22 protein-coding genes are annotated in these 25,939 nt (G+C 70.1%); 17 read left to right on the forward strand and 5 right to left on the reverse strand.

Going from position 1 to position 25,939, the window contains the following annotated elements; genetic code table 11:
* The first annotated feature begins 92 nt into the window (after positions 1-92).
* Positions 93-557 (forward strand): DUF3817 domain-containing protein, encoded by a 465-nt coding sequence (locus tag AERO9AM_RS00895; RefSeq protein WP_159574462.1) that lies wholly within the window; start codon positions 93-95, stop codon positions 555-557.
* Between the two features lie 4 nt (positions 558-561).
* On the opposite strand, the gene AERO9AM_RS00900 is transcribed toward AERO9AM_RS00895, so the two are convergent.
* Positions 562-1,251 carry a hypothetical protein gene (locus AERO9AM_RS00900; RefSeq protein ID WP_159574463.1) on the reverse strand — a complete coding sequence of 230 codons (690 nt, stop codon included), beginning with the start codon at positions 1,249-1,251 and terminating at the stop codon, positions 562-564.
* Between the two features lie 260 nt (positions 1,252-1,511).
* On the opposite strand from AERO9AM_RS00900, the gene dnaK reads away from it, so the two are divergent.
* The 4 genes from dnaK (at position 1,512) to AERO9AM_RS00920 (ending at position 5,612) form a co-directional block, all read left to right on the forward strand.
* Positions 1,512-3,368 (forward strand): molecular chaperone DnaK, encoded by a 1,857-nt coding sequence (gene dnaK / locus AERO9AM_RS00905; RefSeq protein WP_159574464.1) that lies wholly within the window; start codon positions 1,512-1,514, stop codon positions 3,366-3,368.
* Positions 3,368-3,997, forward strand: coding sequence for a nucleotide exchange factor GrpE (locus AERO9AM_RS00910; RefSeq protein WP_159574465.1), 630 nt, complete (start codon positions 3,368-3,370; stop codon positions 3,995-3,997). Before dnaK ends, AERO9AM_RS00910 begins: the two co-directional genes overlap by 1 nt.
* Positions 3,998-4,007: 10 nt before the next feature.
* Positions 4,008-4,994 carry a DnaJ C-terminal domain-containing protein gene (locus tag AERO9AM_RS00915; RefSeq protein WP_159574466.1) on the forward strand — a complete coding sequence of 329 codons (987 nt, stop codon included), beginning with the start codon at positions 4,008-4,010 and terminating at the stop codon, positions 4,992-4,994.
* A gap of 135 nt (positions 4,995-5,129) precedes the next feature.
* The gene (locus AERO9AM_RS00920; RefSeq protein ID WP_159574467.1) at positions 5,130-5,612 is read left to right on the forward strand and encodes a heat shock protein transcriptional repressor HspR; all 483 of its coding nucleotides are present in this window, start codon (positions 5,130-5,132) and stop codon (positions 5,610-5,612) included.
* 44 nt (positions 5,613-5,656) lie between these two features.
* Here the strand turns inward: AERO9AM_RS00920 and AERO9AM_RS00925 are convergent, their stop codons facing one another.
* A complete protein-coding gene (locus tag AERO9AM_RS00925) occupies positions 5,657-6,616 on the reverse strand; it encodes a hypothetical protein (RefSeq protein ID WP_201298544.1) in 960 nt (319 codons plus the stop codon).
* Between the two features lie 299 nt (positions 6,617-6,915).
* Between AERO9AM_RS00925 and AERO9AM_RS00930 the strand changes: the two genes are divergently transcribed.
* The 4 genes from AERO9AM_RS00930 to AERO9AM_RS00945 all read left to right on the forward strand — a co-directional run bounded on the left by AERO9AM_RS00930 (position 6,916) and on the right by AERO9AM_RS00945 (position 11,340).
* Entirely contained in the window at positions 6,916-8,286 is a 1,371-nt protein-coding gene (locus tag AERO9AM_RS00930) for an ABC transporter substrate-binding protein (protein ID WP_159574468.1), read from the forward strand.
* Positions 8,287-8,369: 83 nt separating this feature from the next.
* Positions 8,370-9,296 carry a carbohydrate ABC transporter permease gene (locus AERO9AM_RS00935; protein WP_159574469.1) on the forward strand — a complete coding sequence of 309 codons (927 nt, stop codon included), beginning with the start codon at positions 8,370-8,372 and terminating at the stop codon, positions 9,294-9,296.
* On the forward strand, positions 9,296-10,207 hold the full coding sequence (locus AERO9AM_RS00940; protein WP_159574470.1) for a carbohydrate ABC transporter permease: 912 nt from the start codon (positions 9,296-9,298) through the stop codon (positions 10,205-10,207). Before AERO9AM_RS00935 ends, AERO9AM_RS00940 begins: the two co-directional genes overlap by 1 nt.
* Before the next feature lie 29 nt (positions 10,208-10,236).
* On the forward strand, positions 10,237-11,340 hold the full coding sequence (locus AERO9AM_RS00945; RefSeq protein WP_159574471.1) for a DUF4185 domain-containing protein: 1,104 nt from the start codon (positions 10,237-10,239) through the stop codon (positions 11,338-11,340).
* Between the two features lie 9 nt (positions 11,341-11,349).
* Here AERO9AM_RS00945 and AERO9AM_RS00950 read toward each other — a convergent pair whose 3' ends face one another.
* The gene (locus AERO9AM_RS00950) at positions 11,350-12,912 is read right to left on the reverse strand and encodes a molybdopterin-dependent oxidoreductase (protein WP_159574472.1); all 1,563 of its coding nucleotides are present in this window, start codon (positions 12,910-12,912) and stop codon (positions 11,350-11,352) included.
* A 129-nt stretch (positions 12,913-13,041) separates the two neighbouring features.
* Between AERO9AM_RS00950 and AERO9AM_RS00955 the strand changes: the two genes are divergently transcribed.
* From AERO9AM_RS00955 to AERO9AM_RS00970, 4 genes are all read left to right on the forward strand, one after another.
* Positions 13,042-13,719: a fasciclin domain-containing protein gene (locus tag AERO9AM_RS00955; RefSeq protein ID WP_159574473.1), complete on the forward strand. Its 678-nt coding sequence runs from the start codon at positions 13,042-13,044 to the stop codon at positions 13,717-13,719.
* Between the two features lie 147 nt (positions 13,720-13,866).
* Positions 13,867-14,466, forward strand: coding sequence for an ECF RNA polymerase sigma factor SigK (gene sigK / locus AERO9AM_RS00960; RefSeq protein WP_159574474.1), 600 nt, complete (start codon positions 13,867-13,869; stop codon positions 14,464-14,466).
* A complete protein-coding gene (locus AERO9AM_RS00965) occupies positions 14,463-15,248 on the forward strand; it encodes an anti-sigma factor (RefSeq protein WP_159574475.1) in 786 nt (261 codons plus the stop codon). Before sigK ends, AERO9AM_RS00965 begins: the two co-directional genes overlap by 4 nt.
* Positions 15,249-15,412: 164 nt before the next feature.
* Positions 15,413-15,844, forward strand: coding sequence for a DoxX family protein (locus AERO9AM_RS00970; protein WP_159574476.1), 432 nt, complete (start codon positions 15,413-15,415; stop codon positions 15,842-15,844).
* A 186-nt stretch (positions 15,845-16,030) separates the two neighbouring features.
* Here AERO9AM_RS00970 and AERO9AM_RS00975 read toward each other — a convergent pair whose 3' ends face one another.
* Positions 16,031-17,563 carry a DUF4185 domain-containing protein gene (locus tag AERO9AM_RS00975; RefSeq protein WP_159574477.1) on the reverse strand — a complete coding sequence of 511 codons (1,533 nt, stop codon included), beginning with the start codon at positions 17,561-17,563 and terminating at the stop codon, positions 16,031-16,033.
* A 46-nt stretch (positions 17,564-17,609) separates the two neighbouring features.
* Positions 17,610-18,737 (reverse strand): glycoside hydrolase family 172 protein, encoded by a 1,128-nt coding sequence (locus tag AERO9AM_RS00980; RefSeq protein WP_159574478.1) that lies wholly within the window; start codon positions 18,735-18,737, stop codon positions 17,610-17,612.
* Between the two features lie 146 nt (positions 18,738-18,883).
* On the opposite strand from AERO9AM_RS00980, the gene AERO9AM_RS00985 reads away from it, so the two are divergent.
* From AERO9AM_RS00985 to AERO9AM_RS01000, 4 genes are all read left to right on the forward strand, one after another.
* Positions 18,884-19,864 carry a LacI family DNA-binding transcriptional regulator gene (locus AERO9AM_RS00985; protein ID WP_159574479.1) on the forward strand — a complete coding sequence of 327 codons (981 nt, stop codon included), beginning with the start codon at positions 18,884-18,886 and terminating at the stop codon, positions 19,862-19,864.
* A 132-nt stretch (positions 19,865-19,996) separates the two neighbouring features.
* Positions 19,997-21,544 (forward strand): FGGY-family carbohydrate kinase, encoded by a 1,548-nt coding sequence (locus tag AERO9AM_RS00990; RefSeq protein WP_201298545.1) that lies wholly within the window; start codon positions 19,997-19,999, stop codon positions 21,542-21,544.
* Positions 21,541-24,270 carry a GH116 family glycosyl-hydrolase gene (locus AERO9AM_RS00995; protein ID WP_159574481.1) on the forward strand — a complete coding sequence of 910 codons (2,730 nt, stop codon included), beginning with the start codon at positions 21,541-21,543 and terminating at the stop codon, positions 24,268-24,270. The genes AERO9AM_RS00990 and AERO9AM_RS00995 overlap by 4 nt, the downstream gene beginning before the upstream one ends.
* Positions 24,267-25,898, forward strand: a complete 1,632-nt coding sequence (locus tag AERO9AM_RS01000; protein WP_159574482.1) for a fucose isomerase — start codon at positions 24,267-24,269, stop codon at positions 25,896-25,898. The genes AERO9AM_RS00995 and AERO9AM_RS01000 overlap by 4 nt, the downstream gene beginning before the upstream one ends.
* The last annotated feature ends 41 nt before the right edge of the window (positions 25,899-25,939 follow it).

Below are 25,939 nucleotides of genomic sequence, written 5' to 3' on the forward strand. Positions count from 1 at the left end.
GCCCCGGAGAAACCGTCCGAAAGGTGGAGGCCGCGGGCGGGCGGACCGCTGCGCCGGCTCCCTACGCTGAAAGCACCGACCCGAGGAGAGACGTGTTCACCAGCCCCGCCCGCCTGTTCCGCGTGCTCGCGATCGCCGAGGCCATCACCTGGACGCTGCTGATCGGCGCCCTCATCGGCCGCGCCACCGGCCTGCCGCCGGTGCTCGTCACGGTCGCCGGGTCGATCCACGGCTTCGTGTTCCTCTCCTACGCGGCCACGGCGGTGCTGCTCGCGTTCCACCAGCGCTGGGGCGTCGGCGTCGCCGTGCTCGCGATCGCCAGCGCGATCGTGCCCTACGCCACGATCCCCGCCGAGATCTGGCTGCACCGCACCGGCCGCCTCGCGGGAGCGTGGCGCCTCGAGCAGACCGACGACCCGCGGGACGCCGCGTGGTACGACCGCACCATGCGCTGGTTCCTGCGGCGGCCGTGGGTGCTTGCGCTGCTCATCGTCGCGGCGGTCGCCGCCCTGTTCGCGGTGCTGCTGCTGATCGGCCCGCCGGGCGGATCCCACTGAGCGGTCAGTGGACGAGGATCGGATCCTTCTCCACGATCTCGTCCGCGACCGACGACGCGCTGCCGTCGGTGCAGTCGAGGATGAAGTACAGCCCGACGCCTGCCTTCTCGAACACCCGCGCCTGGATGACCCAGGTGGCGGCGTCGTTGTCGCCCTGCACGGCCCGGGAGTCGATGTCGTAGTCGCCCGTGGTGGCGTTCTTGAGCCCGAGGTCGGCGGCCGCCGCCGTGACGTCGTCGATGGCGGCCTGCGTGAGTGTGGCGAGCATGAGATCGCTGGCGCCGCGGTCGTCCTTCGCGCCGCTCGGCGTCGTGGTGCCCTGCCAGAACTGCACGGTGCAGACCCCGTCGACCGTCGCGTACGACCAGTGCCCGTTGCCGTCGTCCGGCTTGTCGACCTTCCAGCCGGCGTCGGCGATGAGGCCGTCCGACCATTCGACGCGGCCTCCCTGCGGCAGTGAGTCGCCGTCGAAGGTGAGGGTGCCGGCACCGGCGGGGTCGTCCGTGGTGGTGTCGGAGTCCGTGTCGCGCGGGGCGGGCGAGGTCGTCCCGTCCCCGGCGTCGACGCGCACCGCGCCGCCCTGGTACGGCGTGAACGGGAATCCGCAGGCGCTCAGCGGCAGCGCGGCGGCGAGGAGCAGGCCGGCGGCGCCGAGGCGGAGTGCCGGGGCAGCGGTGCGGAGGTGTGTGGTCATGAGGCCGATCTTAGGGATCCGCTGAATGCGGCGTCGATGGGGAGCGCGGCCCATGGGCCCGACTGTGGGCGCGATTCCGCCGCAGCCGCGCGCTCACGCGGACGCGGATCAAAGTTGAGCGAAGTCGTATCAACTTTGTTGACAGCGCTTGACACGAGGCGTACTCTTGAGTCATCGCGACTCAGGTTTAGCGGGGGCGTCTCTCCGCAGGCCCTGCGGCCGCGCAGACTTTCCCGTACTTCCGATTGAAGGAGAAACAAATGGCACGTGCTGTCGGTATCGACCTCGGTACGACGAACTCCGTCGTCAGCGTCCTCGAGGGCGGCGAGCCCAAGGTCATCGCCAACGCCGAGGGCTTCCGGACCACCCCGTCGGTGGTCGCGTTCACCAAGGACGGGGAGGTGCTCGTCGGCGAGACCGCGAAGCGCCAGGCCGTCACCAACGTCGACCGCACCATCGCGTCGGTCAAGCGCCACATGGGCACCGACTGGTCGTTCGACGTCGACGGCAAGAAGTGGACGCCGCAGGAGATCTCCGCCCGCATCCTCCAGAAGCTGAAGCGCGACGCCGAGGCGTACCTGGGCGACACCGTGACCGATGCCGTCATCACCGTCCCGGCGTACTTCAACGACGCCGAGCGTCAGGCCACCAAGGAGGCCGGCGAGATCGCAGGCCTGAACGTCCTGCGCATCATCAACGAGCCCACCGCGGCCGCCCTGGCCTACGGTCTCGACAAGGGCAAGGAGGACGAGCTCATCCTCGTCTTCGACCTCGGTGGCGGAACCTTCGACGTGTCGCTGCTCGAGGTGGGCAAGGACGACGACTTCTCCACGATCCAGGTGCGCGCCACCGCCGGCGACAACCGCCTCGGCGGTGACGACTGGGACCAGCGTCTCGTCGACTACCTGATCAAGCAGTTCAAGGACTCCACCGGCGTCGACGTCTCGAACGACAAGATCGCGCTGCAGCGTCTCAAGGAGGCCGCGGAGCAGGCCAAGAAGGAGCTCAGCTCCTCCACTTCGGCGTCCGTCAACCTGCCCTACCTCTCGCTCACCGAGAACGGCCCCGTGTCGCTGAGCGAGACGATCACCCGCGCCAAGTTCGAGGACCTGACCAAGGATCTGCTGGACCGCACCAAGAAGCCGTTCGAGGACGTCATCCGCGAGGCCGGCATCAAGGTCGGCGACATCGCGCACGTCGTGCTCGTGGGCGGTTCGACCCGCATGCCCGCGGTCGCCGAGCTCGTCAAGCGCGAGACCGGCAAGGAGCCCAACAAGGGCGTGAACCCGGACGAGGTCGTCGCCGTCGGCGCCGCCCTGCAGGCCGGTGTCCTCAAGGGTGAGCGCAAGGACGTGCTGCTCATCGACGTCACCCCGCTGAGTCTCGGCATCGAGACCAAGGGCGGCATGATGACCAAGCTCATCGAGCGCAACACGGCCATCCCGACCAAGCGCAGCGAGACCTTCACGACGGCCGACGACAACCAGCCGTCGGTCGCGATCCAGGTCTTCCAGGGCGAGCGCGAGTTCACCCGCGACAACAAGCCGCTGGGCACCTTCGAGCTGACCGGCATCGCGCCGGCCCCGCGCGGCATCCCCCAGATCGAGGTCACCTTCGACATCGACGCGAACGGCATCGTGCACGTGTCCGCCAAGGACAAGGGCACGGGCAAGGAGCAGTCGATGACGATCACCGGCGGATCCTCGCTGTCCAAGGAGGACATCGACCGCATGGTGCGCGAGGCCGAGGAGCACGCGGCCGAGGACAAGAAGCGCCGCGAGTCAGCCGAGACCCGCAACCAGGCAGAGACCCTGTCCTACGGCGTCGAGAAGGTCATCTCGGAGAACGAGGACAAGCTCCCGGAGAACGTCAAGACCGAGGTCAAGGCCGACATCGACGCGCTGAAGAGCGCGCTGGCCGGCGACGACGACGAGGCCGTGAAGACCGCGTTCGACAAGCTGACCCAGTCGCAGACCAAGCTCGGCGAGGCGATCTACGCGTCGCAGCAGGCCGACGCGGCCGCCGATGGCGCCGCGGAGGACGCCGCTCGCGAGTCCGGCTCCGATGAGGACGTCGTGGACGCCGAGGTCGTGGACGACGAGGACGAGAAGAAGTAATGACGGATCCCAAGGACTTCGAGGAGCCCGAAGAGGGCCGCGAGGTCGGCGGTCAGGGGTCGGACGCGCAGGCGTCCGGCCCCGGGCCGGCTCCGACCGGCGGATCCGCTGACGGCGCCGACGACGAGCTCACGGTCGACGACATCCTGAACACCGCGCAGAGCGATGACGCGCTCGCCGAGGACGCCGCGGAGGACGCGGCCCTGGCGGACGCCGAGCACACTCTGCTCGTCGACCTCAAGCGCCTGCAGGCCGAGTACGCGAACTACCGCCGCCGCACCGAGGAGCAGCGCGGCGTCGAGATCCAGCGCGCGAAGGGCGAGGCCGCCAAGGGCCTCATCCCCGTGCTCGACGACCTCGACCGCGCCGCCGCCCACGGCGATCTGGAGGAGGGGACCCCCTTCGCCGCGATCGCCGAGAAGATCCGTGCCGTCGTCGAGCGGCTCGGGGTGGTGTCGTACGGCGAGAAGGGCGAGGATTTCGACCCCCAGCAGCACGAGGCGATCTTCCAGCAGCCCACTCCGGGCGTCGAGAAGGCCGTCGTGCTGGAGGTCGTCGAGGTGGGCTACCGGCTGGGCGGGATCGAGCTGCGCCCGGCGAAGGTCGTCGTCGCCGTCCCCGTGGAATAGGGGGTGATCGATGGCTAGCCAGGACTGGTTCGACAAGGACTTCTACAAGACGCTCGGCGTCGCCAAGGACGTCTCCGAGGCGGATCTGAAGAAGACCTATCGCAAGCTCGCGCGGAAGTACCACCCCGACTCCAACCCCGGTGACGCCAAGGCCGAGGCGAAGTTCAAGGAGATCAGCGAGGCGTACTCGGTGCTCTCCGACAAGGAGCAGCGCGCCGAGTACGACCAGATCCGCGCCATGGGCGCCGGCGGGGCGCGCTTCACCGCGCCCGGCAGCGCCGGGAACGGCGGCTTCGAGGACGTCTTCAGCGCGTTCAGCCGGGGCCGCGGCGGGCAGTCCGCCGACTTCGACGACATCTTCGCGATGTTCAACCAGGGCGGCAGCTCGTTCGGATCCGGCCGGTTTGGCCAGTCGAGCGGCGGGTTCCGCGGCTTCGGCGGGCCGACCAAGGGCGCCGACGTCACGGCGCGTACGACGCTGTCGTTCGCGACCGCGGTCAAGGGGGAGACCGTCACGCTGCAGGGCGACGACGGCCGGCCCCTGAAGGTGAAGATCCCCGCGGGCGTGAAGGACGGTCAGAAGATCCGTCTGCGCGGCCGTGGCCGGCCCTCGCCCGACGGCGGGGAGAACGGCGACATCGTCGTGCAGGTCACGGTGCGGCCGCACCCCGTGTTCACGCGGGACGGGCTCAACCTGCGCGTCACCGTGCCGGTCACCTTCACCGAGGCCGCCCTGGGCGCCACGATCGAGGTGCCGACGCTGGGCGGCGATCCGGTCAAGCTCAGGGTTGCACCGGGCACGCCGTCCGGCCGGGTGCTGCGGGTCAAGGGCCGCGGCGTCACGACCTCGAAGGGCACCGGCGATCTCCTGGCGGAGGTGCAGGTCGCCGTTCCGGGACACCTGGACGAGGCCGCGCGCGAGGCGCTCGAGCGCTTCCGCGAGGTCGAGCCGGCGGAGAACCCGCGCGCCGATCTTCTCGCGAAGGCACGGGGATGATGATGCTCCGTCCGGTCGTCGAACGTCCTTCGTCTCGCTGCGCTCGCTCAGGAACCGAGGAGACGGTTCCTGAGCGAGGAGCGCAGCGACGAGACGAAGGACGCTCCGCCGTTGCTCTCGGCGGGGAGGCGCGCCATGGCCGATGAGCGCATGAGCGCCGACACTCCGGTGTTCGCGATCGCGGTCGCGGCCGAGCTCGCCCGGATGCACCCGCAGACCCTGCGGCAGTACGACCGGCTGGGCCTGGTCGTGCCCGGCCGCACCCGCGGCGGATCCCGCCGCTATTCGATGCGCGACATCGAGAAGCTGCGCGAGGTCGCCCAGCTCTCCAGCGAGGGCATGAGCCTGCCCGCGATCGCGAAACTCCTCGACCTCGAGGACGAAGTGCGCACACTCCGCCGCCGGGTCGTGGAGCTCGAGCACGACCTGCGCGAAGAGCGCGCCAACCGCCCCGGCGTGCGGGTCTTCGCCGCAGGTGCGACCGGATCCATCATGGCCGTCCCGTCCGGGCGCCGGATCCGCCGGTCCACGGAGATCGTGCTGTGGCGGCCGTGGCTGGGCCGCCCAGAGGCGTCCGACGCCGAGCTCGCTGACGATCCCGACGACAGCGAGCGCTGACCCCGCCCGAGGACGGCGCGTTGCACGAGGTCGCGGCGGCGCTGTCAGTCCAGCGGCTCGACGACGAAGCGGAGGACCGCGCCCTGACGGAACGGCTGCACGACCTCGACGTTCTCGAACGCGGGGCCGCCCGGGATCTCCGAGGCGCTCGCCCAGTACGACCAGCGCGCGTTGACCTGCGCGCGCAGCGCCGGATCCGGGTCGTCGACCCGCCAGGTCTGCCGCATCCGCCGTCCCACGAAACGCCAGTGCTCGGCGGTGTCCTGCGCGTAGCCCACCGACCACGGGTCGGCCTCGTCGCCGAGCGCCGTGACGAGCACCGCGTCCCCGTCGCGCACGAGCTCGTCGAGCCCGAACGACGCGTGCTCCGCGAAGTCGGTGCCGGTGAATCCGGGCCACAGCTCCGCCGGCGTCGCCACGCTGTCCGCGAGTTCGAGGCGGCGCAGGCGGGCCCAGTTCCCCATGGTGGCCGTGAGGACCAGCTGCTCCAGGGGCACCGAGCGGGACGTGGCGAATCCGGCCAGCTCGACCTCGTGCGGGCGGTCGGCGTGGAAGCGCACCCGCACCTGCACATCGGCGCCGCTGTCGAACCGCTCCACGCGGACCCACGTCGTCAGGCGTTCGACGCCGTCGACGGTGTCGACGACCCCCGGATCCGGGTCCAGCCGCGCACGCACGGCAGAGGTATCCGGGTCGTCCACGGCCCACATCCTCTTGCCGCGCTCGCCGGGGTCGAGTGTGCTGGGCTCCAGCTCGGAGTACCCGCGGTCCACGGCGCCGACGGGCACCGGCTCCACCGCGACGAAGTTCACGAGCCGATCCCGAGGATGGTCCAGATACGGCGTGAAGATCTGCAGGAGACCGCGCGGGGCCGGGCTGAGACCGAGCTGCATCCCGTCCGGATGGCCCCATCGCGGCTCGCGCGGTGCCGGGCCGGCGGGACGGATCCAGCCCTCGCGGATATCGGCCGGCGAGACCTGGGCGGCAGCGGTGTCGGGGGTCATGGGGCTCCTCATCGGTGGTGGGGCAGGGACTCCTGCGATATGAAATCGATTTCCTACGTCTGAAGCCTAGAAGCAATCGTGACGTGGAGTAAAGAAGGGAAGGCGCCGGCACTGCCGGGAAATTGGCGTACCCTGGCGCCGGACCCTTGGCGCCAAAGATCGCCTTGTATCTGAAATCGATTTCGCCTACGCTGAGGACAACCCGGTCGACGCCGATCTTCAGCGCGACCGCGGACCCGGCGGGAGCGCCGGACCCAGCACCGATTCGACGAGGAAGTCGTGTTCCTGAGGAGGAACCCATGAAGACGGACACACAGCGCACGCGCCGGGTGGTGATGGCCGCTCTGGGCGGCGTCACAGCGGTCGGACTGCTCGCAGGCTGCGGCTCGAGCACCCCCGGCCAGGCGGCCGGCGGCGGAGGCGACTCCTCCGGCAAGACCACCATCGAGTTCTGGCACCGCACCTTCACCCCGCCCGAGAACGCCTGGTACAAGGACATCGTCAAGAAGTTCAACGCGTCCCAGGACGAGATCGTCGTCAAGGACACCGAGATCCCCGCCGACGCCTGGGATCAGAAGATGAAGGCCGCGCAAGCCGCGGGCAAGGCCCCGGACATCTACACGCACTCCGGATCCATCCAGGACGCGGTGAACGCCGGGCAGCTCTACGATCTCGGCAAGGTCGTGGACAAGTCCAAGCTGGACGAGATCATCGACTCGGCGAAGTCCGTCTCGGAGATCGACGGCACCTACTACGCCTATCCGCTGCTGCAGGAGGCGCAGACCGTGCTGTTCTGGAACAAGGACATGCTCTCCAAGGCGGGCGTCGACACCGACAAGGCTCCGGCGACCTGGGACGACCTGCTCGCCGCCTGCGCGAAGATCCAGCCCACGCTCGCCCAGGGGCAGTACTGCATCTCCCCTGCATCGGACGCGATCACCTTCGCCTGGTCGACCGTCGGGCAGCAGTACAACTTCTCCGGCCACACCGCGCTCACCGACGACTGGGCCAAGCCGAACATCGACGACGCCGGATACCGCGACCTGATGGCCAAGTACAAGGAGCTGTGGGACAAGGGGTACATGCCCAAGCAGGCGCTCGCCGCCTACGTCGAGGGCAAGGACTTCGGACAGAAGAAGGTCGCGTTCAAGGTCTCGGGCTCGTGGATGATGTCCGAGATCGGATCCGACTACCCGGATCTGCTCACCAAGACCGGCATCGGCGCCTTCCCGAACGCATCGAACGCCGATGGCCGCACCGCCACCACGCTCGGCAACTTCAAGTGGGTCATCGACGCGAAGAGCAAGCACGCCGAGGCCGCCGGGAAGTTCCTGGAGTGGTCGCTCGCCGGCGACCCGAAGAACCTCGTGCCGTTCTTCGTGAACACCCAGTTCACCAAGGTGCCCGTGCGCAAGAGCGTGCAGGAGGCCGTGGCGAAGGACGAGGCCGCCGCCAAGGCGCCGTGGTCGACGGTGATCGTGAACGACATCGCGCCGGACGCGATCCCCGAGCCGACCTACCCCTGGGACGTCTCGCTGGCCGTGGGCACCGCGATGGAATCGGTCATGAAGGGCGCCAAGTCGCCCGATGACGCGATCGCCACCGCGAACGCCGCGATCGAGAAGGTCATCCAGTCGCAGGGCCTGCCCGGCAAGGCTCCGAAGAAGTGAGCGCGGCGCGGTCGGGGACCGCTGTGCGGCCGTCCCCGGCCGCGCAGGCCGCCCCCGCATCATCACCCCGACGGAGAGCAACCATGACCAGGCCAGCGATCGACGAACGACGCGCCGCGAAACGGAGGGCTGACCGGCATCGGTACCGCGACACCAAGCTCGCCTACCTGCTGCTGGCACCCGTGGTGGTCCTGCTCGGGATCTTCGTGATCTGGCCCGCCGTCTACGCCGGGTTCCTCTCCTTCCAGGACTGGAGCTTCTACAAGGATCCGCAGTTCGTCGGCTGGAAGAACTACGTCGACGTGCTGACGGACCCGCTGTTCGTGGCCACCATCGGACGCGGATTCCTGTTCGTGCTGATGACCGTGCCGGCCATGCTGGTGCTCGCGTTCCTGTTCGCGAGTCTCGTGGTGAGCGTCTCACGGCGCTTCGCGACCGTGCTGAAGGTCAGCATCTACATCCCGACCATCATCTCGTCGGTGATCGCGTCGATCGTGTTCGTGCTGATCTACACCTACGACGGCGGCATCCTGAACGCCGTGCTCGCCGCGTTCCACATCGATGCGGTCGCCTGGATCGGGGATCCGGCGTGGGCGCTGCTCTCGGTGGCCGTGCCCGCGATCTGGCTCGGGATGGGCATCACCTCGCTCATCATGGTCGCGGCCATGGTCGACATCCCGACGGAGTACTACGAGGCGGCGGCGATGGAGGGCGCCGGCTGGTGGCAGCGGACCTTCTACATCACGATGCCGCAGATGAAGAACGTGTTCCTCTATCTGCTCATCACCGGCTTCGTGGCCGCGATCCAGCAGTTCGAGCTGCCCCTCGTCATGACGCAGGGCGGGCCGCTGGACTCGACAACGCTGCCGAACCTGTTCATCTTCAACCACTTCCGCAACGACGTGAACGTGGGCTACTCGATCGCCGCGGCGCTGCTGCTGTTCGTCGTGCTGGGATCCGTCTCCGCTCTCGTCTTCAAGTTCATCAACTCCGAAAGGCTCGTCGACTGATGAGTGCGACCTCCCCGACCACCGCGCTGGAGACCACCCGGATCGTCCTGGCCGGAAAGGATCACCGCCGGTTCAAGGCGCCGCACGGCGCGGGCGGATGGGCGATCCTCGTCGGCAAGGCTCTCGTCGGCCTGCTGTTCCTGCTCGCGGCGCTGTTCCCGCTCGCCTGGATGGTCATCGCCGGGTTCAAGGCGAAGACCGAGGTGCTCAGCACGCCGTTCCAGTTCTTCCCCGAGGTGTGGCACTGGGAGAACTACACGAAGATCCTCGCCGACGAGGCGTTCCTGCGCACGCTCGGCTGGACCTTCCTCGGCGCGATCCTGTTCACGGTGCTGAGCCTCACGGTGAACTCCCTCGCCGCCTATGCGTTCGCGCGGCTCGAGTTCCGGTTCCAGCGCACGCTGTGGGTCGCCGTCATCACGACGATGTTCATTCCCGGCATGACCATCCTGGTGACGAGCTTCATCGTGGTGACGAAGCTCGCGATGCTCGACACCCTCGCGGTGCTGGTCATCCCGGGCGCCGCGAGCGCCGCGTCGGTCTTCTTCATCCGGCAGTTCTATCTGAACATCCCGGCGAGTCTCGAGGAGGCGGCGATGCTCGACGGCTGCGGCCGGTTCGGGATCTTCGTGCGGATCTTCCTGCCCCTGTCCAAGCCGCCGTTCGTCGTCATGGGCATCACCGCGTTCCTGGCCTACTGGAACTCGTACGTGTGGCCGATCATGACCATCACCTCGCCGGAGAAGTTCGTGCTGCAGCAGTACCTCGCGGAGTTCCGCACCGGAAGGGGATCCAGCGAACTCGGGCTTCTGATGGCGGGATCCGTCCTGGCGGCGGCACCGGTCGTGATCCTGTTCCTCATCTTCCAGCGCCAGATCATCGGCAACATCAAGATGGCCGGGCTCAAGTAGCCCGCCGTGTTCTCGAAGGGGAGAATGCCATGTCCGAAGAAGTCGTCCGCTCCGCCCGGCCGTTGACCCGCCGCACCGTGCTCCAGGGTGCGCTCGTCGCCGGAGCCGCGTTCGGGGCATCCGCGCTCGGGTCGAGCCCGGCGGCCGCCGCCGGGCTCACCGTCACGCGCATGAAGGTGCTCGCCGGCACGCAGGCCGGGGTGCAGTACGGGATCGGCGCGACCGACCTCGGCATCCCCGCCCGCACACCCGACGGGCGGCTGCTGTTCGCGTTCGGCGACACCTGGGCCGATGCCGTGGGCGGCACGAACTGGCGGTCGCCGGTCGCGCTCTACTCCTCGACCACGAACCTCGCCGCCGGGGTCGTGTTCAACGGGGCGGCGGGCGCGGGCGCGAACACGCAGGTCACCGCACCGCAGCTCTGGTACTACCCGCATGACGCCTACTACGAGACCGTGATCCCCTCCGACGTCATCACGATCGGATCCCGCATGTACCTGCACGCGATCGTGAACGGCCCGACCTTCGGCACGGTGCGATGGACCGAGCTGTGGCAGTCGGACGACTCCGGCGCGACCTGGCAGCACACCGGGCTGAAGTTCCCCGCGGACATGGCCGACGGGCACTTCCAGTGCATCACGTGGGGGCAGGGGAACGACGGCTACGTGTACATCTACGGGACGGGGTTCCAGCGGGACAAGGGCATCGTGCTGTACCGGGTGCCGCAGAACAGCATGACGAGCCTGTCGGCGTATCAGCCGTGGGGATATGCGAATGGGGGCTGGGCCTGGGGCAACCCCGCCACCGAGGTGCTGCCGGGCAAGTTCGGCGAGATGTGCCTGCGCCCGCTCGGCGGCAAGTGGATCCTGACCTGGTTCAACGCCGACGGCTACCGGATCGACGCGATGGTGCTGAACACCCCGACCGACAACCTCTACACGGCGGCGAAGACGACCCTGCTCTGGGGCGGGAACTGGGGCGCGGAGGACGCGACGCACGTCGCCCAGCTCTACGGCGGGTACATCATCCCCGGCTCGACGCTCTCCGATCTGCACCTCACCGTGAGCCAGTGGAACACGGGGAACAACAGCGTTTACCACGTGGAGCAGTTCCGGATCCAGGGACTCGTCTGATGGCGGGGGTCAGCCTGCCCTGCCGACGCGCACGACGGTCGACTGCCAGCCGGTCGATCCGTTCGGCGCGATCGGGGTGCGTGCCTGCTCCTGCATCCGTCCCTGGCGATCGGTCGCCCGGACGACGAGCGTGTGACTTCCGCTCGTCGCGTTCCAGTCGAGGAACCACTGCACCCAGGTGTCGTCGCTGACGGGGGCGGACAGCGTGGCGGTCTGCCAGGGACCGCCGTCGATCTGCACCTCGACGCGGGCGATCCCCACCGTCTGCGCCCAGGCGACCCCGGCGATCCGGGCGGCCCCCGGCGGGATCTCCTTGTCGATGCGCGGGGTGTCGATGCGGCTGGACAGCTTGATCGGCGCCTGTGCGCTGTATCCGCGGGGCGTCCAGTACGCCTGATCCTTCTCGAACGTCGTGACCGTGAGCCGGGTGAGCCACTTCGTCGCGGAGACGTAGCCGTAGAGTCCCGGCACGACCATCCGCACCGGGAATCCGTGCTCCGGCGGCAGGGGCTCGCCGTTCATCGCCACGGCGAGGATCGCGTCGCGGCCCGGGTCGGTGAGCGCGTCGAGCGGCGTGCTCGCGGTGAACCCGTCGATGCTGCGGGAGAGCACCATGTCGGCGCCCTCCGCGGGACGCGCGCGGGCGAGGATCTCGCGCACGGGAACGCCGAGCCACCGTGCGGTGCCGACGAGGTCGCCGCCGACCTGGTTGGAGACGCACGTCAGGGTCACGGCGTACTCCCGCAGCCCCATCCCCAGCAGCTCGTCGAAGCTCAGCTCGACCTTCCTGCCGACCATGCCGTCGACCGTCAGCCGCCACTCCGCAGGCGCGATCGCCGGCACGGAGAGCGCCGTGTCGACGCGGTAGAAGTCGGCGTTCGGCGTGAAGAGGGGGGACAGGCCGGGGATGTCCAGCTCGGCCCCCGCGGGCACGGTGATCCGCGACAGCGGCTCCGGCAGCCGCAGCGCCTTGCGCGCTGCCGCGATCGAGGCGATCGCCGCGGTGCCGAGGCGCGCACCCACGCCCGCGAGGACGGCGGCGGCCGCCCCCACCGCGGTCAGCAAGAGGAAGCGCCGTCGATCGGTTCCGCGCCCGCTCTCACCGGAGGCGGCCTCGGCCTGCCACCGGTGCAGCGCTCCCATCGAGACGCGCAGGAACGCGCAGCCCGTGACCGCGCCGACGAGCGGAGGCAGCGCGAACGCTCCGCTCGCCCCCGCGCGCGTCACGGTCGCCAACAGCCCGGCGATGCCGGCGATGGCGAACACCGCGAGGCCGGCCCATCGGCGCCGGCGCTCGAGGAGCCCGGCGCCGGCGGCGACCAGGAGCACTCCGACACCGAGAGCCAGCAGGAGGACGAGCTTGTCATTCGCGCCGAAGAGTTCGATCGCCAGCTCCTTAGCCCACTGCGGCACGATGTCGATGACGAACGAGCCCGCCGCCAGCAGCGGACTCGCGTCGCGCGCCGCGAGGAAGGCCATGATCTCGGCAGCGGCGACGAACACCGCGCCGCTCACGACGCCCGCGACGGCGGCCCAGATCCGTGCGCCTGCTTTCCCTGTGCTCTCACCCATGTCCGTGGTTCGTCGCGATCGGCCGATCGGATGGCGATCGAACCGGATCCAATCCGGCGCGGGTGCGGCTCCGAACGCATCGTGTCGGCCGATGAACGGTCGCGATGCACCAGTCAAAGGAGAAAGATCATGCGATCCACTGTTCGCCTGCACGCCAGGGCGTCGCTCGCCGCCGCCGGCCTGTTCGCCGCCGCGGCCCTGGCCCTCACGGGCTGTTCGTCGATGTCGGGCTCGTCGTCCGGCTCGTCGTCGGAGCCCGCCACCAGCGCGCCGGCCGCGTCGCCCAGCCAGACGATGGATCCGGCGGCCGACCTGGTCGGGCCGGGATGCGCCGCCTACGCGCAGCAGGTGCCCTCGGGTGCGGGATCCGTCGCCGGGATGGCGCAGGATCCGGTCGCGACGGCCGCCGGCAACAACCCGCTGCTGACCACGCTGGTCGCGGCGGTCTCGGGCAAGCTCAACCCCAAGGTGAACCTCGTCGACACGCTCAACGGGAGCGAGTTCACGGTGTTCGCGCCCGTCGACGACGCCTTCGCGAAGATCGATCCCGCGACGATCGACACGCTGAAGACGGACGCCGGCGCGGACACCCTCAGCAAGATCCTGACCTACCACGTCGTCGCCGGTCAGATCTCGCCGAAGGACATCGTCGGCACGCACAAGACCGTCGAGGGCGGTGAGGTGACCGTGACCGGTTCGGGCGACAGCCTCAAGGTCAACGACGCGAACGTGATCTGCGGCGGCGTCCACACCGCGAACGCGACCGTGTACCTCGTCGACTCCGTCCTGATGCCGCCGGCCCAGTAAGGACCCGCGGACCGCCACGCTGACCGGACCGCATGATCGACGGCATTGCCCGAGCATGCGGTCCGGTTCGCAGGGGGAGAGCGGGGTGCCGGAAGGACACAGCGCCGCCGCTCGACGCGTTGCCGATGCCGGCCGAGGAGGTGAGGCATGCTGGAAGCCATGGTGATCGACGATCGGGAGCACGCCGAGCAGGACGGCGGCGACGACCTCGCGACCGCGCTGCTGCTGCGCGTCGCGGAGGGCGATCAGTCGGCGTTCGCCGAGCTCTACGACATGCTGTCGTCGCGCGTCTTCGGTCTCATCCTCCGCGTGCTGGTCAACCGGGCGCAGAGCGAGGAGGTGCTGCAGGAGGTCTTCCTGGAGATCTGGCAGACCGCGTCGCGCTTCGCCTCCGATCGAGGACGCGGGAGGACCTGGATCCTGACGATCGCGCATCGTCGTGCGGTCGACCGGGTGCGGGCCTCGCAGGCCAGTGCCGACCGCGACGTGCGCGTCGGGGTGCGCGACCTCGACATCGCGCATGACAGCGTGGCGGAGCAGGCGGAGCTGTCGATCGACGCCGCGCGGGTGGTCGACGCGCTCGCCGCCCTTCCCGACGCGCAGCGCGAGACGCTCGTGCTCGCGTACTACGGCGGCTACTCGCAGAGCGAGATCGCCACGATCACGGGATCACCGCTGGGGACGGTGAAGACCCGCATGAGAGACGGACTCACGCGTCTTCGGACGCACTGGGGGGTGAACGCATGAACGAGTCGGAGTTCGCCGAGCTGGCCGCAGGCCACAGCCTCGGGGCGCTGTCGGCCGAGGACGAGCGGCGGTACCGGGCCGCACTCTCCGCGCACCCCGAGTGGGCCGGGATCGTGGAGGACGACGCCGACACGGCAGCCCTCCTCGCCGAGGGGGCGGCGCCGGTCGCGCCACCGCCGGCGCTGCGCGACGCGCTCCTCGCCCGCATCGCCGCGACGCCCCAGGATCCGAGCGGCGATGCGGCGCCCGCGGATGCGACGCCGGCCGTCTCCGACCGTGACGGCCAGGCCACGGCTCCGCAGGCCTCCGCCGGCGCGCCCGCGCGGCGTCCGCGCAGGCTCCTGTTCGCGCTCGCCGCCTGCCTCGTGCTGATCGTCGGGCTCGGTGCGGGCGCCGCGGTCGTCATCCCGCAGCTGCTCCGTCCCGCGGCGGTCGTGGCGCTGGACCGGATCGAGAACGCTCCTGACGCCGCGCAGAAGACGGTCGTGCTGCCCTCGGGCGGGCGCGCGACCGCCCACTGGTCGGCATCGATCGGCACGGCCGTCCTCGTCTCCGACGGGCTCGAGCCGCTGGACGGGGCGCGCACCTACGAACTGTGGTTCGTCCGCGGCGACACCCCCGTCTCCGCCGGCACCTTCGCGGCGGAGCAGGGGACGACCACGGCGCAGTTGCGCGGGAGCATGCACGCCGGCGATGCGATCGCGGTGACCGTCGAGCCGGCGGGGGGCTCGCCCACCGGCAAGCCGACGACCCAGCCGATCGTCGTCATCCCGACCTCCTGAGATGGGATCCGGCGCGACCACGTCGGCATCGATGACGCATCGGCACCGGATATTGAGCCCGCGTTCAGAAATATGACAGGTGGCGCTCCGTAGCGTGGGAGAACGGGGCGGTCGGCCCCGAGCCGCGCTCGCCGCGGTGTCCTGCCACGAAGGAGCTGTCCGGAATGACGAACACCACGAAGCCCGCCTCCTCCCTCGGACTCCTGGTCCTGCGCCTCGTGATCGGCGGCGTCTTCGCCGCGCACGGTGCGCAGAAGGTCTTCGAGTTCACCCTGCCCGGCACCGTCCAGGCCTTCGCGGGCATGGGCGCGCCCCTGCCCGAGCTCGCCGGTCCGGTGATCGCGTTCCTCGAGCTCGTCGGCGGGATCCTGCTCGTCGCCGGGCTGTTCACCCGCCCCGTGGGCGTGCTGCTCGCGGCCGACATGGTGGGCGCGATCGTGCTCGTCCATCTCCACAACGGGATCTGGGTCGGCGACGGCGGCTGGGAGTTCGCCGCCGTGCTCGGCGCCGGTGCGCTGGCGCTCGCCTTCACCGGCGCGGGCCGCTACGGCCTCGATCGCGCCGTGCTGCGCGGTCCGGTGCGCGGGCTCGCCTGAGCCGGCGTCGCCTGAGCCGCGCTCTGCGCCGAAGATGGAAAACGTCGCTCCCACAGTCCTGGGAGCGACGTTTTCCATCTTTCGGATCCGGCGGCGCCGGCTACGAGAGGGATTTCGCTGCCCCGCTGCAGGTCGGAGCGACGTCTTCCCTCTCGCCGCGCGGGATCCTGTCCTCAGCGGTTCGCGTCAGGGCACCCGGACGAGGGCGACGTCGTCCAGCTGCATCCAGATGTCGCCGCTGTTCGTCCAGACGCCACCGTAGAGCTGCACGGCGTCGCGGTCACCGGAGTCGAACGTCACCGTGAAGCGCGTCCACGCGCCCACCGAGACGAAGTGCGCTTCGGAGATCACGGTGCCGTCGAGCGACCGCGCGCCGAAGTAGCCGGCGTCGCTGTTCACCGACGTGCGCAGGAACCCGGTCAGCCGGTAGGTCGTGTGCGGCTGCACCGCCACGTCCTGCCAGATGTCGCGCCACCCCTGGTTGTACCGGACGAACGCGCGATGGTCGCCGGTGAAGCCTGCGGCCGGGGCGTTGTCGATTCCGGAGTTGGGCTTTCCGCCCCACGTGCCGTTCGTACCGTCGCCGAGTGACGTCGCGCGCTCGAAGCTCGGATCGGACACGAGGTTCGGATCGACGATCGTGCCGTCGCGGTCGATGCGCAGATGCATCAGATACACGTTGTACGGGTTCCACTGCGACATCGTGAAATAGATCTCGCCGTTCTTGTTCCACGGGTGGAAGTAGCCGCCGTACAGCGCCGGATAGTCGGTCGAGCTCGCCACGGTCTGCGCCGGCGTCCACGGCCCCTCCGGGTTCTGCGCCGTGCGCAGGACGATGTCCTCGCCGGACAGCGTCATCATCAGGAACCGCTTGCTGTAGTCGTCCCACTGCACCGACATCTCGCTCATCGGCGCATCCATGACGGGTTTCGCGGCCGCCTCGTCCTTGCTCCAGGCGGAGCCGTCCCAGTACCGGTACGAGTCCTTGTCGAGCAGCTTCTGCGCGGGCACCTTCGCCACCGATGCCGGTCCGTTGCGGCCGTTCTGCGTGCCGAAGACGTAGATCGTGCCGCCCTTCTGCGCATAGGCCTGCATCTGGAAGGGATCGTGCCCGTCCGGGTTGTCCCACCGCGTATCCGACACGGTCCAGGTCTCGCCGTCGTCGTCCGAGTACGCGATGCCGGCATGATTCGTGTCCCACACGCCGGGCGGACCCCACTGCCGCACCGACATGAACCCGAGGTACTGGCGGCCGCCGACGGAGATGCCGGACGTCGGGATCACGGTGATCTCGTCGCCGTTGATCTTCTTCGACGGGATGATCTGCTTCGCGATCCCCGCCGGACCCTGCACCGCGTGATCGAGCAGCATCCCGTCGGACAGATCCGTGTCGCTCGAGCGCAGCAGCACGTTGCTGCGCCAGTTCCCGTTGGGCGGCGCGCCGCCGCCCGGGCCGGTCCAGGAGTTGCCGAACGTGTCGCCGAACGCGGTCAGCACATGGCCGGATCCGTCGTCCCACATGATGCCGAGGTCGGTGGCCTTCACGTCCCACTGCGCCCAGGTGTTGCTGGGCGCGTCGGGGCCGGTCACCTTGGCGACGACGGTCGCCGGCGTGCTCGCCGTCGTCGCGACGGCCGAGGGGGACGCCGCCGCCGCGAAGGCGATCGCGGCGAGGGAGGCGACCGCGGCGCCGGCCGCGATCTTCGTCAGGGGCTTCATCGCCCTCTCCTTTCTTCGCGTCGCCGGCGCTCGCCGCGCGACGGGGTCAGCTGCGCGGTGCGCGCGGGGGAGTGGATCCGAGGTCGGGCACGGGGGCCGTTCCTAGGTGCACCTCCATGTCGTCGGCGGAGGGCGCCTTCGGGCGCCGTGCCGTCGGACGGTCGAGGTAGAACATCGCGGTGGAGGCGATGTCGTCCCGCAGCGGCAGATAGCGCCAGCCGCTGCGCCACCCGAGCGCCTGGATGTCGACCTTGGGCAGCCCGGTGGAGAAGTGGATCGGATCCGCGAGGTGCCAGCGGTACATGCCGAAGCGCTGCTGCGACACATACAGCCCGTCGGGGCGGATCACCTGGGGCATGCCGAGGTAGGGGGTGGAGAACGCCGTGTAGCCCTGCCCCGGGATGTCGAAGTTCCAGGCTCCGCCGAAGTAGTCCTCGGTGCCGGTGCCGCAGATCGTGGGGTGGTCGGTGTCGTCGTCGAGGTAGAACTTGATCTCGCCCTCGCCCCACCAGCCGTTGGAGTTCACGCCCCAGGCGATGTAGGTGCCGACGTACTGGCCCTGGCCCTCGATCCCCTCCAGGATCGTGTGCGGGACGAGCTCCTCGAGCGGGTTCGACCGGCGCCACTGGGCATGGAAGTAGCCGTCGGCCGAGTAGTCGCCGCCGATCTCGTAGGTGACCTGGTAGTAGACCCGTACGTCGACCTCGGAGGTGTTCTCGATCGTGAGGCGCGCTCCCTCGCGGAACGGCATCGGCCAGTAGGAGTTGAACCCGCCGTGCGGGTTGGCGGCGATGACCTGCGAGTTCACCTGGGCGAACACGCCCCAGCCGTTGCAGAAGAAGTCGCCGTAGGGCACCTCGACGGCGGGCTCCTCCGCGCCGTCCCAATAGGCCCGCAGGAGGAGGGTGCGCCAGTTGTCGGTGTGGGTCGTGATCCAGATGTGCGTGATCTTGCCGGGACCGTCGATCGCGGCGAGGTCGAAGGTCTCGCCGGCTGCGATGTCCACGCTCGGCGAGATCTTCCAGCCGGGCCCGAGGTCGCGGGCGCACTCGGCTCCCGTCCCCTCGGTCGCCCGTGCTCCGCCGCCGACCGAGCCGTCGAAGTTCTCCGGGGAGATCGACCGGGTCTGCACGCGCCGGAGAGCGGAGATCGCGTTCAGGTCGGAAAGAGTCATGGCGGGGGCACGTCCTCGAGTCGGGGGTGGTCGGATCCGTGCGGGAGTCCGCGACGGCGTGCGGCCACCCTACCGATTCCCGTCGACTGTTGCAATCGATTTCATCGCGATAGTGTGTCTTCACCGACAACAGAAGGCAGGGCGGGATGGCGACCATCTACGACGTGGCGCGCGTCGCCGGCGTGTCCCCCGCGACCGTGTCACGCGTGTTCAACGGCGTAGGCGTCTCGGAGGAGAAGGTCGTGGCGGTGCGCCAGGCGGCCGCGCAGCTGAAGTTCTTCCCGAACCGCACTGCGCGGACGCTCCGCCGGCAGAGCTCGGAGGTGATCGCGCTGGTGATCCCCGACATCGAGAACCCGTACTTCACCGAGATGGCGCGCGGCGTCGAGGACGTGGCGTCCGAGGCGGGGTACTCGGTGGTGCTGTGCAACACCGACGCCCAGGTCGAGAAGGAGCAGACCTACCTGCGCATCGCGATCGCCGAGCACATGTCGGGGGTGATCCTCGCCGCGGCGTCGGATCGCACCAGTCTCGACGAGATCATGGCGGCAGGCCGCCCTGTGGTCGCGGTCGACCGCACCACGGGCTACGAGATCGACGGCGTGATGATGGCCAACCGCGACGCCGGCCGCAGTGCGACCGAGCAGCTGCTCGCGGCCGGGTATCGCCGGATCGCGCACATCGCCGGGCCGGAGCACATCGAGACGGCGGTCGAGCGCGCCGACGGATGGCGTGCGGCGCTGAAGGCGCATGAACTTCCCGTGGATCCCGATCTGCTGCGCTTCTCGACGTTCCGCGTCGACGGCGGGCGCGAGACCATGGAGGAGCTGCTGGCCCTCCCGGAGCCGCCGGACGCGGTCGTCGCCGGCAACAACCTCATCGGCGTCGGCGCGATCCAGGTGCTCACCGAGCACGGGCTCACCCCGCCCGCAGTGGGCGTGGCCGTCGTCGGCTCGCTGCCGTTCACGACGCTGTCGCCGAGCGTGGTCACCGTCGTGCGCCTGCCCGCCCGTCACATGGGCGTGACCGCCGCCCGGATGCTGCTGGACCGGATCGGCGGCGACGACCAGCCCGCCCGCACCGTCGTGCTGCGCAACGAGATCCAGGCCGCGACCGTCACGCGCTGAACTCGGTTTCACGAAACCGGATCCTTCTCCTCCCGCACCTCGTCGGTGTGCCGCGTCATTTCGGGCGATTGCGCTTGAAATCGATTTCGCGTAGTGTGATCGCCGTCCGGCAAGGACGAGCGATCGAGGAGGATGCGCGTGCAGTGCACCATCGGTGTCGACATCGGCACCTCCAGCAGCAAGGGCGTCCTCGTGGACGCGCGCGGCGAGATCCTCGCCCAGGCGACGCGCACCCACGACGTGAGCCGCCCGCGCACCGGCTGGGTCGAGATGGACGGCGAGATCTGGTGGGACGAGTTCGTCTCCCTCGCCCGGGAGCTGCTCGCGGCGACCTCGTCGGTCCCTGAGCTTGTCGAGGGGCAGGGGCCGGTGGAGGTCGCCGCCGTCGGCGTGAGCGGCATGGGGCCCTGCATCCTCCTCGCCGACGACGCGGGCGAACCGGTGCGACCCGCGATCCTCTACGGCGTCGACACCCGCGCCGGAGCCCAGATCGGCCGGATGACCGCCGAACTCGGCGACGACGAGATCACGCGCGTGGGCGGATCCGTGCTCACCTCTCAGGCCGGAGGGCCGAAGATCCTCTGGATCCGCGACGAGGAGCCGGACGCATGGCAGCGCGCGCGTCGGCTCTTCATGCCCGCGTCGTGGCTCGCCCACCGTCTCACCGGCGCCTACGTGCTCGACCACCAGTCGGCCAGCCAGGTCTCGCCGCTGTACGACATCGAGGGCGAGCGCTGGCACGACGCCTGGTGGGAGCGTTATGCGGCGCCGGTGGAGCAGCCGGCGCTGCTGTGGGCCGGCGACGTCGCCGGCACCGTGACGGCCGAGGCGTCGGCGCTCACCGGGATCCCCGAGGGCACCCCCGTGATCGCCGGGACCATCGACGCGTGGACCGAGGCGGTCAGCGTCGGCGCGCACGGCGTCGGGGATCTCATGCTCATGTACGGGACCACGATGTTCCTCGTCGCGACCGGGGAGGAGACGCTGCGCACCCCGTCGATGTGGACCACGGCGGGCGCCTTCGCCGGCACGCGCAACCTCGCCGGCGGCCTGTCGACCTCCGGCGCCCTCACCGGATGGCTGAAGGACCTCACCGGATCCGACTACCCCGAGCTGCTCGCCGAGGCGGAGGCGTCGGGCGCCGGTGCGCGGGGGCTCGTGATGCTGCCCTACTTCGCGGGCGAGCGCACGCCGATCCAGGATCCGGACGCGCGCGGCGTGATCGCGGGCCTCACCCTCGCGCACGGCCGCGGCGACCTCTACCGCGCCGCGCTCGAGGCCACCGCGCTCGGCGTGCGGCACAACGTGCAGACCATGCGTGACGCGGGCGCGGACATCCGGCGGATCGTCGCGGTGGGCGGGGGGACGCAGGGCCGGCTCTGGCTGCAGATCGTGTCGGACGTCACCGGGCTCGTCCAGGAGGTGCCGCAGGTGACCATCGGCGCGAGCTACGGCGCGGCTTTCCTCGCTGCGGGCGCGGTCGCCGACCCCGCCCCGCGGATCGAGGACTGGAATCCCGTCGTCACGACGATCGCGCCGGATCCGGCCCTCGCCCCGGCCTACGACGCGCTCTTCGACCGTTACCTGCGGCTGTACGCGGGCACCGCCGATGTCGTGCACGAGCTGGCCGCGCAGCAGATGGCCGACGACGCCGGCAACGGAAAGGAGGGGCGCGCATGACGCGCCGTGCCCGCGGAATCCCGCACACCGCCGAGCGAGCCGCGTTCCTGCTCGGCGGCATCGGCACCGGAAACGTGTCCCTCGGTGCGCGCGGCGAGTTGCGCGACTGGGAGCTCGAGAACCACGCCGACAAGGACCGGCGCAACCCCCGCACCTTCTTCGCGATCCACGCCGCGCCCGAGGGGGCGGATCCCGTCACCCGGGTGATCGAGGCGCGGCTGACCGGGCGCCGCGACCTCGACGCGGGCTTCTCGTTCGACGACCTCGCGGGGCTGCCGCGTCTCGACGCCGCGACCATGTACGGCGAGTACCCCGTGGTCGACATCGACTTCACCGACCGCGTGCTGCCCGTCGAGGTGTCGCTGCACGCGTTCACACCGCTCGTGCCGCTCGACGCCGACGCCTCGGGCATCCCCGCGGCGGTGCTGCGCTACCGGGTGGCCAATCCGGGCGCCGCGCCGGTCGTGGTCACCGTCGTCGGCAGCGTCTCGCACACGGCCGGTCGGGGCGAGCCGGGACCGGACGCGCCGTGGGGCATGCGCGGCACGCAGACGGTGCGCTGGCGCGACGACGGCGAGGTGCGCGGGCTCGACTTCGGCATCGACCTGCCCGAGGACGACCCGGGCTACGGCACGCTCAGCCTCACCACCACCGACCGCTCCACGACCGTGAAGCCCCAGTGGGTCACCAGCTACTGGCCCGACGGCGCCCGCATGTTCTGGAGCGACCTCACCGCGGACGGCCTGCTTGAGCCCGAGCCGCGACTGACGCTCGAGGATCGCCCGCGCGGTCTGTTCGCCGAGCGGGACGGCGACCCGCACGCTCGGCCGCTGACCGAGGAGGAGATGCTCGCGAAGCTGCCGCGGCTGCGCACGGGATCCCTGGGCATCGTGCACACGCTCGTGCCCGGCGAGACGCGCGACTTCGAGTTCGTGCTGAGCTGGTCGTTCCCGAACCGCCGTCGCGGCTGGCACGGCCACATCATCATGGACGACGCCCCCGAGGACCGGTCGCTGAGGGACCGCAGCGAGGATCGGTCCCTGAGCGAGCGCAGCGAGGATCGGTCCCTGAGCGAGCGCAGCGAGGATCGGTCCCTGAGCGAGCGCAGCGAGACGAAGGGCGCCCTGTCGCCGATCGTGCGCAACCACTACGCGACGCTCTGGGCCGACGCCTGGGCGGCCGCCGCGCACCTGCACCGCGAGCTGCCGGCGCTCGAGGCCGCGACCGACGCCTTCGTCGAGGCGCTCTACGGCGGAACTCTGGATCCCGTGCTCGCCGACGCGGTCGGAGCGAACATCGCCGCGGCGCGTTCCACCACGTGCTTCGTACTGGAGTCGCCGAACCCGGTCCTGGGGGAGGGGCCGGTGTTCGCCGCATGGGAGGGATCCTTCGACCACGGCGGGTCCTGCGAGGGCACCTGCACGCACGTGTGGTCGTACGCGCAGACCGTGGCCTGGCTGTTCCCCTCGCTCGAGCGCAGCGCCCGGCGACCGGAGTTCCTGCTCGAGACCGACGACGCGGGCGCGCAGAAGTTCCGCGGCAACCGGATCTTCGGATCCGCGCCGTGGTTCATCGGCCCCGCCGTCGACGGCCAGCTCGGCACCCTGCTGCGGCTGCACCGCGAGTGGCGCTTCTCGGGAGACGACGCATTCCTGCGCGAGCTCTGGCCCGCGGCCGTGCGCGCGCTCGACTACGCCACGCGCGAGTGGGACCGCGACGGCGACGGCCTGCTCGACGGTGAGCTGCACAACACGTACGACATCGAGTTCCACGGGATCGACCCGCTCGCCAACGGCGTCTACCTCGCCGCCCTGCGCGCCGGATCCCGGATGGCCGCCCATCTCGGCGAGACCGAGCGTGCCCGGTCGTGGGCCGCGCGTGCCGACCACGTCGCCGGCGCGATGGACGACGTGCTGTTCACCGGCGAGTACTACCGGCAGGTCATCGACGACGTCGACGTGCACCGCTACCAGTACGGCGACGGCGTGCTCTCGGATCAGCTGCTGGGGCAGTTCCACGCCTGGGTGAACGGCCTCGGCACGCTGCTGCCGTCCGAGCACGTCGACTCCGCGCTCGCCGCGATCGTCGCGCACAACCACCGCGACGACCTGTCCGCGCACGAGAGCACGCAGCGCGTGTACGCCGTGAACGAGGAGGGCGGTCTGCTGCTCGCCTCGTGGCCGCGCGGCGGCCGGCCGGCGATCCCGTTCGTCTACTCCGACGAGGTGTGGACCGGCGTCGAGCACCAGGTCGCCGCGTCGCTGCTCTACGCGGGGCGGGCCGACGACGCGCTGCGCATCGAGCGCGCGCTGCGCGCCCGCTACGACGGCACGTACCGCAACCCGTGGAACGAGATCGAGTGCGGCAACCATTACGCCCGCTCCCTCGCGTCCTGGGCGCTGCTGCTCGCGGCGACCGGAGCGCAGTGGGACGGCGTCGCCCGGACGCTGTCCTTCTCGCCCGTCCCCGGAGCCTTCGTCCAGGGCGACCGGCAGCGTTTCCTCTTCACGACCTGCACGGGGTGGGGGCGCGTGGACATCCGCGGCGACCGACTCGTGCTCCACGTCGACGGGGGAGCGCTCGACCTCGCCCAGCTGCGACTGCACGACACCGTGCTCGCGCGAGACCTGCGGCTGCACGCGGGCGAGTCGCATGCCCTGCAGATGACCACCCGATCGGCGCCCGCCGATCGCAGACCATCACCCAGTAACCGGAGAATCCCATGAGCTACGCCATCCCCGCACCGACCGAGCGACCGGCCTCGGCACCGAAGACCGCCTACCTGATCGCCTCCGGCGACCTCCGCGAGTCCGCGAACACCGCGGGCTGGGCCACGCAGGTCGAGCTGGAGGCGGGGGTCACCGGCGTGCTGAACGACCTCGGCTGGACGGTGATCCGGGCCAACGACGTGGATCCTGAGACCGGCCACGGATTCATCTCCAGCCAGCGCATGGGCATCGAGGTGTTCAAGAACATCCCGGTCGACGCGCCGCTCATCGTCGCCGAGGCCGTCTGGCAGTACTCGCACCACGTGCTCGCCGGGCTGCGCACCCATCAGGGGCCCATCCTCACCGTCGCGAACTTCGCCGGCGACTGGCCGGGCCTCGTCGGCCTGCTCGGCCTCAACGCGGGCCTGACGAAGATGGGCAAGCCCTACGCCACGATCTGGTCGGTCGACTTCACCGACCCGTGGTTCCGTGAGGGGCTCAAGGAGTGGACCGAGACCGGCCGGATCACGCATGACGCCTCGCACGTCCGCGCGCTGCCCGAGCTCCCCGACAGTCCGGAGAAGCAGCTCGGCGAGGCGCTCGCCGCACAGCTGCTCGCCGACAAGGCCATCATCGGCGTGTTCGACGAGGGCTGCATGGGTATGTACAACGCGATCTTCGACGACGAGCTGCTCAACAAGACCGGCATCTACAAGGAGCGCCTGTCGCAGTCCGCGCTGTACGCGGAGATGCTGAACGTCACCGACGCCGAGGCCGACGCCGCCTACGACTGGCTCGTCGCGCACGGCATGACGTTCCGCTACGGCGAGGACGCGGCCACCGAGCTCACCCGCGAGCAGGTGCAGTGGCAGCTGAAGATGTACATCGCGGCGCTCCGCATCGCCGACGACTTCGGCCTGGACGCGGTCGGGATCCAGTATCAGCAGGGACTCAAGGATCTGGTGCCGGCATCGGATCTCGCCGAGGGCATCCTGAACTCGACCGAGCGGCCGCCGGTCACCTCGCGCGACGGATCCCGGATCCTGCACGAGGGCCGGGCGTTCCCGCATTTCAATGAGGCCGACGAGGGCGTCGCGGTCGACGCGCTCGTGACCGACCGGGTGTGGCGGGCGATGGGCCTCGTGCCCGACAACACGCTGCACGACGTGCGCTGGGGCGAGCAGTTCGGCGACGACTTCGTCTGGGTCTACGAGATCTCCGGATCCGTGCCGGCATCGCACCTGGGCGGCTGGGACAAGGCCGAGGGCTGGCGGCAGGGCCACGTGTTCTTCCCCGCCGGTGGTGCCACGATCAACGGTGTATCGAAGCCGGGCGAGGTCGTGCTCTCGCGCATCTACATCGCCGAGGGCGTGCTGCAGGCCGACGTGTTCCGCGGCACGGTCGTCGAGCTGCCGGCCGAGGAGACCCAGCGCCGCAAGGACGCCACGAACCCCGAGTGGCCGATCGCGCACGTGGTGCTGCACGGCCAGACCCGCGACCAGTTCATGGCCCGGCACAAGGCCAACCACGCCCAGCTGGTCTACGCGCCCGACGCCGAGACGGCCGACAAGGCGCTCATCGCCAAGGCCGCGATGCTGAACGGCATGGGGATCCGGGTGCACCTCGTCGGCGACGTGAACATCTGACCCGAACCGGATCCGGCAGTGATCCGCGGCTGATCCGCGGC

Origin of the sequence: Microbacterium sp. 8M, assembly GCF_902506375.1 — a bacterium.
In the GTDB taxonomy this organism is placed as follows: Bacteria; Actinomycetota; Actinomycetes; order Actinomycetales; family Microbacteriaceae; genus Microbacterium.